Raw genomic sequence first — 12,790 nt, forward strand, 5'->3', positions numbered from 1 at the left:
TGGCTCGTACTGTAGTCGCTTAATGGAGCGTCCTTTCCAATGGCGGACATCGGACGAGCCAGCCAACAGTGCCGCTACCTTGCAGCCCGGGTATCAGGCATTCAAACGGAATCTTGGGCGATCTTCAAGCCGGAGGTGGAAAAAGTGATGGAAATGCAGAGGCTTAGCCTGGCAGCTGGCGGGATAGTGGCGGCGGAAGAGCGCGATCTTCCGCCGCGTGTCGGTCGGATCAGGCTCTTGAACTGAACTTGCCGGTCTCGGTGTTGATCTTCACCTTCTCGCCTGTCTCCAGATACTCGGGCACCTGCAGCTCCAGGCCGTTGGCGAACTTCGCCGCCTTGGTGCGACCGGTGGCGCTGGCAGCCTTCATGCCGGGCACGGTTTCGACGATCTCCATCACCACGATCGGTGGCAACTGGATGGCGATGGCATTGCCATCCACCAGCGACACCATGATCCCTTCCATGTTTTCGATCAGGTAGGGAAGCTGGTCTTCGATCACCGAACCGTTGATGCCGTACTGGCTGTAGTCCTCGGCATCCATGAAGTAGTACAGATCGTCCTCGCGATAGAGGTAGGAGGCCTTGCGCCGCTCCAGTGCTACCTCCTTGAGGATATCGTCGCCGACGTAGGTGGCTTCATGCTTGCCGCCGCCCGGGATCTGGCTGAAACGGACACGGTACAGGGTGGAGGCGCCGCGTGCGGTGGGGTTACGCACGTCGATACTCTGGGCCATCATCAGTTTGCCGTCTATATCGACGACCTGGCCACGCTTAAGTTCGGATGCCTTGGGCATGTTGACCTCGAAAAATCAGGGATGTTGTATAAGACCGATCAGTTGTTGCAGGGCATCGCGCGCCGGATATCGGCCATTCTGTTCATAGTCCAGTGGCCAGCCGGCGTTGATCCTCAAGCAGTCCTGGTACAGTGAGAGCGTGGTGAACTCGCAGCCTGGGCGAATACCCAGCCCTATCTCTCTGGCTCGCCGATTCAGCTCCGTGCAGTTCAAGCCAGGGCTCTGCAGCCAGAGTACCAGTCCCCCGGAGGGGTGGCTGAGCGCAATATTATCCGCTAGGGCGTTTTGCAGGAAGCTCTGGTAGGCGGATATCTGCCGTTTTAACAGGGAGCGTACTTTCTGCAGGTGGGCATGATACTGCCCGGTACCGATAAAGTCGGCCAATGCCGCCTGTGACAGTGCGTTGAGACCGAATTGTCCAACCGATCGATGCTGACGATAGCGTTCCAGATAGCGCCCCGGCAGGCACCAGCCGATGCGTAATCCTGCGCTCAATGTCTTCGACACCGAGCCGCACCAAAGGATGTAACCGCTTCTATCCCAATATTTGGCCGGCAGCGGGGTGACGTTGCCGTGCCCCAGCTCCATGTAGATGTCATCTTCGATAATCGGGGTCGCATAGGTTTCCGCCAGTTCAGCCAGCTTCTGCTTCTGCCGGGGTGTCATGCTGATGCCCTGGGGATTCATATGGGTGGTGCTGAACAGACCGGCTTTCACATGCCGCCGGCTCAGGTGGTGTTCCAACTGCTCCAGGTCTATGCCCTCTGCGGTACTGGGGATCTCGACTACCCGGCGGTCCAGCAGTGCCAGTAACTCCAGCAGGCCGTTGAAGCAGGGCGAGCTGATCGCCACCGCATCACCGGGTTGGGTGGTCAGCTCCAGGGCGACGCGGACGGCATCGATACAGCCGTTGCCGATCACCAGTTCCGACGCGGCAAAAGGGAAACCGTAGCCGGCGAAATGAGAGGCCAGTGCCTGGCGTAGCGCCGCCTCGCCCTGGGGATCGGGATAGCGTTCGAGGTATTCGCTTGAGTGCCGGAGCGCCCGCTTGACGCTGCGATTGAACGCTGCGGTCGGCAGCAGGGACGGACCCAGCTGCGAGATGCCCAGCGGGCCGCTCATCCTGCCGGCGGCCGGCGGCATGTGCGGGGTTGTAATGCGGCTCTCGAACCGGGGCAGGCCGGGCGGTCGGGCAGGAAGCGCCGGTTGCGACACGTAAAACCCGGATTGTGGCTTGGCAGTTAGCCAGCCCAGCTCCTCGAGATAGTGATAGCAGTTGATCGCCGTGGTCATGCTGACGGAATAGAGCCGAGCCGATCTGCGCAGGGAGGGAAGGCGGCTGTTGCCGGGCAGTCGGCCGGATTCGATATCGGCAATGATCTGATCCGCCATCTGTTTGTAACGCATCGGGAGTCCCCGTCTTGATAGCTCCGTATCTCAAAAATTGTATATCTTTTTTTGTTAAAAATTGAATCTGTTTACTGTTTTGTGCCGGATCAATACTGCTTTCTCAATTTTCGGAGGAGGGGAGTATGCGTATTCAGGACGTGGTACTGGGCCTGGCCGTGATGTGCCTGTGGGGGTTCAATTTTTCCGTGATTAAATTGGGGGCGGATCAGATCGATCCGCTGATGCTGGTTGCGCTGCGTTTTACGCTGGCGACGATACCGGCCATTTTCTTCGTCGCCCGTCCGCCGGTGGCTTGGCGATTTCTGCTGGCGTACGGCCTGGTATTCGGTCTCGGCGTATGGGGGATGGTGACCTGGTCCATAGAGGCGGGTATCTCCGCAGGCATGGCGGGGCTGCTGCTTCAGCTGAGCGTGGTCTTTAGCCTGCTGCTGGGTGTCGGCTTTTTAAGGGAGAAAGTCGGGCTGGGCAAGGTGGCGGGGGCGCTGCTGGCGATGCTGGGTCTGTTTGTCAGCCTTACGCTGGAGGATGGTTCGGTGGCGCCGGTCGGGCTTGCCTTGGTCATGCTCGGCGCCCTGTGCTGGAGCCTGACCGGCATCATCGTCAAACGCGCCGGTACCGATCAGGTGTTCGCGTTCAGCGTGTGGGGCATGCTGTTTGCCCCGCTGCCGTTACTGCTGCTGGTATGTGTGCGCCAGGGCCTGGACGGCGTGCTGCAGGTATCGGAGCAGATGAACGCCAGTGTCTGGTTCTCGGTGCTGTTCCAGGCCTACCCTACCACCTTGCTGGGTTACTGGTTATGGAACCGCTTGCTGGTGCGCTACCCGCTGTCGACGGTCGCCCCTTTCACGTTGTTGGTACCGGTGTTTGGCTTGATCGGTAGCGCCGTGTTTTACGATGAGCAGATCGGGGCGATCAAGCTCCTCTCCTGCCTGCTGATCCTGTCCGGCTTGGTTGTTGGCCAGTGGCAGCATCGGTGGTTAAAGGGCATGGGTCGACGGGCATCGTCGCTGGTGCCGCTGCGTAGCCGCATCTGATGGACTAGTAGCCACGCCGGTAATCGACCGCCTCCGGGACATCGCCGTCGGCCAGGTAGCGGCGGATGTTCTGCTGCACGATACGGCTGGCGCTGCGGATATCGGTAGGCCCGGAGATATGCGGCAGCAGAGTGATCGACGGATGCGCCCAGAGAAGGCTTGTCGGCGGCAGTGGCTCCTGCTCGAACACATCGAGCACAGCATGCTTTAGCGCGCCGCTGTCGAGCCGATCTAGCATCGCGTCGTAGTCGAAGATCGCGGCGCGGGCGAAGTTGATGAGGCTGGCGCCGGGTTTGAGTTGGTCGAGCCGTTTGGCATTGATCAGCTGTCGGGTCTCTTCGGTCAGCGGCAGCAGCGCAACCAGGATGTCGCACTGCCCGAGCATGGGCTCCAGCTGATCGATACCCGCATAGTGGGTTACGCCGGGAATGGTCTGCGCCGAGCGGCTCCAGCTGCACACCTTGAAACCGTTGGCGCGCAATCTGTGGATCGCCTCCTGCCCCAGGTTGCCGATGCCGAGTACACCCACGCTGCGCTCCGAGGGCGGGGTGTACAGATGCTGCTGCCAGACTTTCTGTTGCTGCTGACGGGCATAGGTGGGCATCTCGCGATGCAGGTAGAGGGTCCAGGCCAGCACCGCCTCGGCCATCACCCGCGCCAGTTCCGGATCCTGCATCCGCACGATGGCGATCTGCTCCAGCTCCGGCATCCCTACCATCTTCTCCACCCCGGCCCAGAGGCTCTGCACCCAGCTCAGGTTGGGGAAGCGGCGCAACTCCTCGGGTGCAGGGTTGGCGACGATGGCGAAGTTGGGGACTTTGGCCTGCTCGTCGCTGAACTGCGCCGAAGCCAGGATCTCCAGTTCGGGCAGGGCGGCATTCAGGCTTTCCAGCCAAAGCGCGTGCTCGGCGGGATCGATATCGGCGATCAGCGGTATCTGCATCGGGGGCTCCAAAACGGCAGAGGGGGCGTCCGTCGCCCCCTTAACATCGGTTCCGCAGAGCTTACCCGAGCACTTCGGTCACTGCATCCTTGAGTGCCGCAACCACCTGATCGCATTCATCCGGCGTGATGCACAAAGGCGGTGCGAAGCCGAGGATATCGCCCTGCGGCATGGCGCGGGCGATCACGCCACGCTTGAGCAGTGCACTGGCCAGCTGGCCGCCGACGCTGCCGAGTGACTCGTAGCGCTTGCGACTGGCCTTGTCGTCGACGAACTCCACGGCACAGAGCAGGCCCTCTCCGCGCACCTCGCCGACATGGGGGTGATCGCCGATCGCCTCGCGCAGTGCCTGCTTGAAGTAGGCGCCGGTTTCCGCGGCATTGGCGACCAGGTTCAGCTCATCCACCAGCTCCAGGTTGGCGATGCCGGCGGCGGCGCCGATCGGGTGGGCGGAGTAGGTCCAGCCGTGACCGAACACGCCAAATTTATCGGTGCCCTGCTCCAGCACCTGCCACACCTTGTCGGAGACGATGGAACCGGACAAGGGCGCATAGGCGGACGTCAGCCCCTTGGCGATGGTGATGATATCCGGTTTCATGCCGTAGTGTTCCGAGCCGAACATGCTGCCCAGGCGGCCGAAGCCAGTGACCACCTCGTCGGAGATCAGCAGGATATCGTGTTTGCTCAAGACCGGCTGGATCGCTTCCCAGTAGCCTTTTGGCGGCGGCACCAGGCCGCCGGTGCCCAGCGCCGGCTCGCCGATAAAGGCGGCGATGGTATCGGCGCCCTCGCGCAGGATCAGTTTCTCCAGCTCCTCGGCACAGTGGGCGGAGAACTGCTCCTCGCTCAGGTTGCCATCCTCGCGCAGGTAGTAGTAGGGCGCTTCGGTGTGGATAACCTGGCTCAGCGGCAGGTCGAACTGCTGGTGAAACAGCTGCAGGCCGGTCAGCGAGCCGCTCATCAGGCCGGAGCCGTGATAGCCGCGCCAGCGGGAGATGATCTTCTTCTTGCGCGGCCGACCGAGCACATTGTTGTAGTACCAGACCAGCTTGATGTTGGTCTCGTTGGCATCTGAGCCGGACAGGCCGTAGTAGACCTTGGACATGTGCGCGGGTGCCCGGTCGAGGATCATTTTCGACAGGGTGATCGAGGCTTCCGTGCCATGGCCCACGTACGCGTGGTAGTAGGCCAGCTGATTGGCCTGTTGGCTGATCGCATCGATCACCTTCTGCCGGCCATAGCCGACATTGACGCAATACAGGCCGGCAAAGGCATCGAGCAGGCGGTTGCCGTTGATATCCTCGATAAACACCCCCTTGCCGCCTTTGATCACCCGGTTCGGCATATCGCCGCGGGCGAAATTGGCCAGGTGGGTGGAGGGGTGAAAGAAGTTGTCGCGGTCCCAGTTTTCCAGGGTGTTGATATCGGTCATAAGTACCTCCCAATTTTTCTGCGCACGCGTGGCCCGGTTAGGCGTAATCGCGACAGACATATTTCACTTCGGTAAAGGCTTCGATCCCCAAGCGCGCGCCTTCGCGGCCGAGGCCCGACTGTTTCATGCCGCCGAACGGGATCGGCGCGCCGGTCACCTTGGTGCGGTTGACCGCCACCATGCCGTACTGCAAAGCCCGGGTCAGACGGTAGATGCGGTGGGCGCTCTCGGTGTGGATGTAACTGACCAGGCCATACTCGCTGTCGTTGGCACGCCGTATCGCCTCCTCCTCGGTGTCGAACGGGGCAATGGCGGCCACCGGGCCGAAGGTCTCCTCGCGGAAGATCGACGCCTCCGCCGCCACGTCAACCAGTACCGTGGGTCGGAAGAACAGCGCCCCGGCCGGGTGACGCTTGCCTCCGGTGAGCAGACGTGCGCCGTGCAGCAGGGCGTCGGCGACCTGCTCCTCCTGCTTGGTGATGGCGCGCTCGTTCATCAGCGGGCCGATCTGTGGATCGTCGATGCCGGGACCCACCGACAGCGCTGCGGTTTTCTCGGCAAAGCGCTGGCAGAAGGTCTCGTAGACCGGGCGCTCCACCAGAATCCGGTTGGCGGCCAGGCAATCCTGCCCGGAGGTGGCGAACTTGGCGTCGATGGCGCAGTCGACCGCGTGCTCCAGATCGGCATCGGCAAACACCAGGAAGGGGGCGTGACCGCCCAGCTCCAGCACCAGGTGTTTCACCGTCTCTGCGCTCTGGCGGTAGAGGCGGCGGCCGATCTCGGTGGAGCCGGTGAAGGAGAGCGCGCGCACCTCCGGCATCACCGTCCAGGGCGCGACCACGGTCGGCGCTTCACCGGTCAGCACGTTGAACACCCCGGCGGGCATGCCGGCGCGTTCGGCCAGCTCCGCCAGCGCCAAGGCTGAGAACGGCGTCTCCCAGGAGGGGTGGGCGACCACGGTGCAGCCGGCGGCCAGGGCTGCGCCTGCCTTGCGGGTCAGCATCGCCGAGGGGAAGTTCCACGGCGTGATCAGTCCGGCCACACCGACAGGTTCGCGCCAGAGCTCCACCTCGGCCCGCTCCAGGTGGGACATCACGCTCTCGATATTCACGCGTTTGCCCTCCTCGGCGTAGTACTCGAGGAAGGAGGCGGCGTAGTCGATTTCGCCGCGTGCTTCGGAGATCGGCTTGCCCTGTTCCAGTGTCATCAGCAGAGCCAGGTCCTCGCGGTTCTCGCGCATCAGTTCGAACCAGCGGTGCAGTATCTGACCGCGCTCCTGCGGCAGCTTCATCGACCAGGCGGCGAACGCTTCATGGGCGCACCATACGGCGGCGCGGCTCTGGTTGGCGCTGAGGCTGGCAACGGAGCCTATCCAGCTGCCGTCTGCCGGGTTACGTACCTCGATCAGGGCATCGGCATCGCCGGCGCACCACTCGCCATTGATATAGGCGAACTCACGCAGCAGCGTCGGATCTTGCAACCTGTCCAGATGTGCATCCCGTGCATGGCGTTTCTGCATCGACTGCATGTTCAGGCCCTCCTAATGTGGAAATGGTGACTCTAAGTGTGGGCCGGAATTGGGCGAGAGGTTTGCTGAACTGGGCGGTGCAGGGGGAGAAACTCTCTTTTTTCGCCGGGCGTTTTAGAGAGTCTCTCCTGTCCCGGGGTTACATGATCTCGCCGATCACGAACAGGCAGTCGCCGATCTGGACCCGCGACGGGACATGCCGGGCGATCACCACGCCGTCTCGCGGTGCCAGGTACTCTGCGGCCGGGACGGCCGTGCGCTCTATGCTGTGGATGCGCGCCATCGGCTCACCCTCGCGTACCGGGTCGCCGAGCGCGACGCAGGGTTCCACCAGTCCACTGTGTTCGCAAAACAGGTAGCAGCGAAAGTCGGGCATATCCAGACAGATGGTATCTCGCTCCGGTTCCTGCAGTGTCCCGTCCAGAATGCCGGCGTGGATCAGAAAGTTATTCACACCCCGTTTGGCAATGCGGATGCTCTCGGGGGAAGTGGTGCCGCCGCCACCGAGCTCGGTGGTGACGAACACCTTGCCGTAGGCTTCGACCTGGGTGTCGTACAGACCGGTGGCATCGATCTCCAGCATCTGCAGCCGGTAGGGGGCGCCGAATGCGCTGGCGGCGGCTTCGCAGCGCTGCTGCTGATCCTTGTCGTCGAGAATATGGGAGGCGGCGAAGGGCAGGAAATCGAGGGTCTTGCCGCCGGAGTGGATATCGAGCACGTAGTCGGCCATTGGCACCAGGGTGTGGGAGAAGTAGTCAGCGATCACTTCGGTCACACTGCCATTGGGTCGACCCGGAAAGATGCGGTTCAGGTTCAGGCTGTCGATGGGGGAAACCCGGGTGCCGGCCTGAAAGGCGGGGTAGTTCATCGCCGGCACGATGATGATGCGGCCGCGGATGTCGTCGATCCGGTCACGGGCGGCGAAGTTGAGCAGCGCGGTCGGCCCTTCATACTCGTCGCCGTGGTTGCCGCCGGTGAGTAGTGCGGTGGAACCCTCGCCGCTCTTGAACTGGGTGATCGGGATCATCACCGCACCCCAGGCGGAGTCATTGCGGGAGTAGGGCAGGCGCAGGAAGCCATGCTGGATGCCGTCCCGGTCAAAATCGATGGTCGGTGTAATCGGATTCGCTCGCATGGTCTGGCTCCTATATTGCAAACAGCTGAGGCTCCATTACAAACAGCTGAGGTTCCTATTTAACGAACAGATGGCGCGGTACCTGGGAGAGTACCTGTCCGCCATCGGGGGTCACGGTCAGGCTCTCGGTGATCTCGAAACCCCAGTCGTCGAACCACATGCCGGGCATGAAGTGGAAACACATTCCCTCCTGCAGCTCGGTATCGTCGAAATCCCTCAGGCTCATGGTGCGCTCGCCCCAGTCCGGTGGGTAGCTCAGACCGATGGAGTAGCCGCAGCGATTGTCCTTCTCGTAGCCGTGACGGCGGATATGCTGGGTAAAGGCGTCGGCGATCTCGCAACAGCGGGTGCCGGGTCTGCACATATCCAGCACCAGATCGATGGCATCGAGGATCACCGCCTCGATATCGCGATACTTTTTCGGTGGCGGGCCGAAATGCAGGGTACGGCTGACCGGGCAGTGGTAGCGGTGGTGGGCGCCGGCCAGTTCAAGGCAGATACCGCTGTTGTGCTGCAGCGGTTTGTCGTCCCAGGTCAGGTGACAGGCGCAGGCCTCGTGGCCGGAGGAGATCAGCGGCTGGATCGCCGCATAGTCGCCGTAGGTCTGAGGGGTGCCGCGCGTAGCGGCGTGCAGAATCTCGGCAATCAGGTCGTTCTTGCGCATACCGGGTTCGGCCACCGCCAATACCCGCTGGTAGACCTCCTCGATCACCTCCCCGGCGCGGCGCATATAGCCGATCTCGGCCGGAGATTTGATCGCGCGCTGCCAGTTCACCAGCGCGGTGGCGTCGGCGAAGGTGGCATCGGGCAGGCACTCCATCAACAGGTGCATACCGCGGTAGGTCTGGTAATAGTTGTCCATCTCGGCGCCGATATGACCGCGATCGAGCTGGCGCTGTTTGAGCACCTGAGCCAAGTATTCGGTGGGGTGTACATCCGGCGACTGCACGTAGTGGTCCGGGTAGGCGACGATATCCTCGTCCGGCAGATTGGTGGTGATATGGGCAGCCGGGGCATCGATACCGCGGCCGAACCAGAACAGTTCGCTGTCGGCACCGATCACCACACACTGATAGACGTAGAACGACCAGGCGTCATAGCCGGTGAGCCAGCAGATGTTGGAGGGGTCGGCGATCACCAGCAGGTCGAGCCCCTGCTCGATCATCGCTCGGCGGGTTTTAGCCTGCCGGGCAAGATACTCTGCTACCTCGAAACGAAGGCGACTTGCTTTCATCTCTGACATCCCAAATTCTGTGTTATAGACTAAGATGTATACATGTACAGCCGTTTTCTGAGCCTGTTGGTCTATTTATGGCTAATGTGTAGTACTAAATTGCTCAAATGTATACATCATGTTTGCATTCCCCATTTCAGGTTGTATGTTGAAAAAGCGCGAGCGCCCGGAATTCGCCTCTTTAAGGGCGGTTTTCTTTCACGAGCGCCAATCCGATCAATACCCAAAAACTTCAAGCAGAGGGATTTCAGATGAAGAAGAAACTCACTCCGAAATTTATCGCCAGTGTGCTGGCCGGCCTGGTCATGAGCACTGGTGTGGCGCAGGCGGATACCTGGCGTTATGCGTTCGAAGAGGCGTTAACCGATGTGCAGGGTGTCTATGCGACCAAGTTCAAGGAGGAGATTGAGAAAAACTCTGATCATGAAGTGGAGCTGTTCCCCTACGGTACCCTGGGCGAATCCGCTGATATCATGGAGCAGACGCAGGCCGGAATCCTGCAGTTCGTCGACCAGTCACCCGGCTTTACCGGTGCGCTGATCCCGGAAGCCCAGGTGTTTTTCGTGCCTTACCTGCTGCCCGCCGAGTCGGAGCAACTGAGCGAGTTCTTCCGCACCAGTAAGGCGATCAACGAAGATTTCAAGGAGCTGTATGCCGAACAGGGGCTGGAGCTGCTGAAGATGTTCCCGGAGGGGGAGGTCGCGATGACCACCCAGGAGCCGGTGAAGCAACCCGCCGACCTGAATGGCGTCAAGTTTCGCGTGATGACCAACCCGCTGCTGGTGGAAACCTACCAGGCGTTCGGTGCCACACCGACACCGCTGCCCTGGGGTGAGGTGTACGGCGGTCTGCAGACCAACATCATCCAGGGCCAGGAGAACCCAGCGTTCTGGATCGAATCGACCAAGATGTACGAGGTCACCGATGTGATCACCTTTGCCGGGCACAGTAACTTCACCACCGCCGTGATGGCCAACAAGGAGTTCTATGACGGCCTTAGCGATGCGGACAAGAAGCTGGTGCAGGATGCCAGTGAGGCCGCTTTCGATTACATCGTCGACTATCAAAAAGGCCTGACCGAGGCGTCGATGGATAAGATCAAGAAGGCCAAGCCGGAGATGGTCGTCAATGTCCTCAGCGAAGAGGAGCGTGCACCGTTCAAGGCCGCCGCGGCCGAGGTGGAGAAGAAGTTCATCGAGATGACCGGTGACAGCGGCAAGGCGATCCTCGAGCAGATGAAAGCTGATCTCGAGGCGGTCAGCAAGTAACGCAGAGGGTAACACCCGATCCGGGGGCTTCGGCCCCCACGACATGTAAAGGATCTACGGTACCCCGCGCGTGCATGGCTGCGCAGGAGCGGGACAAGCCCCGGGAGCAGTGTAATGACTGACAAACCTCAGCCGGGCGAGCACGACTCGGACCTGCCCGGCTTTCTCGGTACCATCGACTCGATCATCAGCCGCCTGGAGTCCGTCGGCCTGGCGGTAAGCGTGTTGCTGATGGCGCTGAATACCATCGCCAACGTGGTCGGCCGTTTCGTATTCCAGGAGAGCCTGTTTTTCAGCGAAGAGGTGAACCGGATTCTGATCGTGCTGATCACTTTCGCCGGTATCGGCTACGCCGCCCGCCACGGCCGCCATATTCGTATGTCGGCAATCTACGACGCGCTGCCGGCGCCGGTGCGCAAGGTGTTCATGGTGGCGATCGCCATAATCTCGTCGCTGTGCATGCTGGCGCTCTGTTACTTCTCCATCGGTTACATCGGCAAAGTGGCCACCTCCGGTCGAATCTTGCCAGCGCTGCAGATCCCGGTGTACTGGATCTACCTCTGGGTGCCGGTCGGGTTCGCGGTCACCGGCATACAGTATGCGCTGACCGCGGTGAAGAACCTGGTGGAGAAGGATATCTACCTGTCGACCAAGGTGCTCGAGGGGTATGACGACACTGAAGTGGAACTGTAGCGAGCCGAACTTTAGGAGGGCCAGACATGGCCGCAACCATCTTTCTCACCATGATCGTCCTGCTGTTACTGGGCTTTCCGATGATGATTCCGCTGATCATCGGTGCCTTCATCGGCTTCTACGAACTGTTCAACGGCATCGACAAGATGGACTTCATGGTCCAGCAGTTCATGGCTGGTATCCGGCCGGCGTCACTGATCGCTGTGCCGATGTTTATCTTCGCTGCCGATATCATGACCCGCGGTCACTCCGCCAACCGTTTGATCGACATGGTGATGAGCTTCGTTGGACACATCAAAGGCGGCCTCGCGGTGAGTACCGCCACCGCCTGTACCCTGTTTGGCGCGGTTTCCGGCTCGACCCAGGCCACCGTGGTGGCGGTGGGCTCGCCGCTGCGCCCGCGCATGTTGCAGGCCGGCTATAAAGACAATTTTGTGCTGGCGCTGATCGTCAACTCCAGTGATATCGCCTTCCTGATCCCGCCCAGCATCGGCATGATCATCTACGGTGTGGTCTCCAACACCTCGATCTCCGAGCTGTTCATCGCCGGTATCGGCCCAGGGTTGCTGATCCTGGTGCTGTTCTCGATCTACAGCATGATCTACGCCCGCATCAAGGATGTGCCCACCGAGCCCAAGGCAAACTGGAAGCAGAGGGTGCATGCGGTGCAGCAGGCGATCTGGCCATTGGGCTTTCCGGTGATCATCGTCGGCGGCATCTACGGCGGTATCTTCAGCCCCACCGAAGCGGCCTCGGCCTGTGTGCTCTATGCGCTGATACTGGAGTTCATCGTATTTCGTGCCATCAGTGCGCGCGATATTTATGAAACCGCCAAGTCCACAGGGCTGATCACCGGGGTGGTGTTTATCCTGGTCGGTGCCGGTGCCGCGTTCTCCTGGGTGATCTCCTTTGCCCGCATCCCGCAGGAGCTGCTCGGTGCAATTGGCGTGGATGAGATGGGCGCGATCGGGGTACTGTTCGTGATCTCGATCTCCTTCTTTATCGGCTGCATGTTTGTTGACCCGATCGTGGTGATCCTGATCCTGGTACCGATCTTCGCGCCGGTGGTTGAGGCGGTGGGACTGGATCCGGTGCTGGTCGGTACCATCGTCACCCTGCAGGTGGCGATAGGGTCCGCTACGCCGCCGTTCGGCTGCGACATATTCACCGCCATGGCGGTGTTTAAGCGCCCCTACTTCGAGGTGATCCGTGGAACCCCGCCATTTGTGCTGATTTTGCTATTGGTGGCGGTGGCGCTGATCTTCTTCCCCGATATTGCGCTGTTCCTGCGCGATCTTGCGTTCGCGAAAGGTTGAG

12 protein-coding genes are annotated in these 12,790 nt (G+C 61.0%); 5 read left to right on the forward strand and 7 right to left on the reverse strand.

The window, feature by feature from the left end; all coding sequences use genetic code 11:
- Positions 1 to 39 precede the first annotated feature (39 nt).
- Entirely contained in the window at positions 40 to 246 is a 207-nt protein-coding gene (locus IEX40_RS19875) for a hypothetical protein (protein ID WP_188751565.1), read from the forward strand.
- Here the strand turns inward: IEX40_RS19875 and efpL are convergent.
- A complete protein-coding gene (gene efpL / locus IEX40_RS19880; protein ID WP_188751567.1) occupies positions 230 to 796 on the reverse strand; it encodes an elongation factor P-like protein EfpL in 567 nt (188 codons plus the stop codon). The two genes, IEX40_RS19875 and efpL, sit on opposite strands and share 17 nt — an antisense overlap.
- A 15-nt stretch (positions 797 to 811) precedes the next feature.
- Complete coding sequence (locus IEX40_RS19885) at positions 812 to 2,203, reverse strand: aminotransferase-like domain-containing protein (RefSeq protein WP_188751569.1); 1,392 nt, start codon at positions 2,201 to 2,203, stop codon at positions 812 to 814.
- 125 nt (positions 2,204 to 2,328) lie between these two features.
- On the opposite strand from IEX40_RS19885, the gene IEX40_RS19890 reads away from it, so the two are divergent.
- Positions 2,329 to 3,240, forward strand: a complete 912-nt coding sequence (locus tag IEX40_RS19890; protein WP_188751571.1) for an EamA family transporter — start codon at positions 2,329 to 2,331, stop codon at positions 3,238 to 3,240.
- 4 nt (positions 3,241 to 3,244) lie between these two features.
- Here the strand turns inward: IEX40_RS19890 and IEX40_RS19895 are convergent, their stop codons facing one another.
- From IEX40_RS19895 to IEX40_RS19915, 5 genes are all read right to left on the reverse strand, one after another.
- Positions 3,245 to 4,183 carry a 2-hydroxyacid dehydrogenase gene (locus tag IEX40_RS19895; protein ID WP_188751573.1) on the reverse strand — a complete coding sequence of 313 codons (939 nt, stop codon included), beginning with the start codon at positions 4,181 to 4,183 and terminating at the stop codon, positions 3,245 to 3,247.
- 61 nt (positions 4,184 to 4,244) lie between these two features.
- Positions 4,245 to 5,615, reverse strand: a complete 1,371-nt coding sequence (locus tag IEX40_RS19900) for an aspartate aminotransferase family protein (RefSeq protein ID WP_188751575.1) — start codon at positions 5,613 to 5,615, stop codon at positions 4,245 to 4,247.
- Between the two features lie 37 nt (positions 5,616 to 5,652).
- Positions 5,653 to 7,143: an NAD-dependent succinate-semialdehyde dehydrogenase gene (locus tag IEX40_RS19905; RefSeq protein WP_268235821.1), complete on the reverse strand. Its 1,491-nt coding sequence runs from the start codon at positions 7,141 to 7,143 to the stop codon at positions 5,653 to 5,655.
- 139 nt (positions 7,144 to 7,282) lie between these two features.
- Positions 7,283 to 8,278 (reverse strand): N(2)-acetyl-L-2,4-diaminobutanoate deacetylase DoeB, encoded by a 996-nt coding sequence (gene doeB / locus IEX40_RS19910; RefSeq protein WP_188751577.1) that lies wholly within the window; start codon positions 8,276 to 8,278, stop codon positions 7,283 to 7,285.
- A 55-nt stretch (positions 8,279 to 8,333) separates the two neighbouring features.
- Positions 8,334 to 9,512: a M24 family metallopeptidase gene (locus IEX40_RS19915; protein ID WP_188751579.1), complete on the reverse strand. Its 1,179-nt coding sequence runs from the start codon at positions 9,510 to 9,512 to the stop codon at positions 8,334 to 8,336.
- Between the two features lie 251 nt (positions 9,513 to 9,763).
- Here IEX40_RS19915 and IEX40_RS19920 point away from each other — a divergent pair, with 251 nt between their 5' ends.
- The 3 genes from IEX40_RS19920 (at position 9,764) to IEX40_RS19930 (ending at position 12,789) form a co-directional block, all read left to right on the forward strand.
- On the forward strand, positions 9,764 to 10,780 hold the full coding sequence (locus IEX40_RS19920) for a TRAP transporter substrate-binding protein (protein WP_188751581.1): 1,017 nt from the start codon (positions 9,764 to 9,766) through the stop codon (positions 10,778 to 10,780).
- A 114-nt stretch (positions 10,781 to 10,894) separates the two neighbouring features.
- On the forward strand, positions 10,895 to 11,473 hold the full coding sequence (locus tag IEX40_RS19925; RefSeq protein ID WP_188751583.1) for a TRAP transporter small permease: 579 nt from the start codon (positions 10,895 to 10,897) through the stop codon (positions 11,471 to 11,473).
- Between the two features lie 26 nt (positions 11,474 to 11,499).
- Positions 11,500 to 12,789, forward strand: a complete 1,290-nt coding sequence (locus tag IEX40_RS19930) for a TRAP transporter large permease (RefSeq protein ID WP_188751585.1) — start codon at positions 11,500 to 11,502, stop codon at positions 12,787 to 12,789.
- The last annotated feature ends 1 nt before the right edge of the window (position 12,790 follow it).

It is taken from the genome of Marinobacterium zhoushanense (assembly GCF_014641945.1).
Classification (GTDB): Bacteria; Pseudomonadota; Gammaproteobacteria; order Pseudomonadales; family Balneatricaceae; genus Marinobacterium_D; species Marinobacterium_D zhoushanense.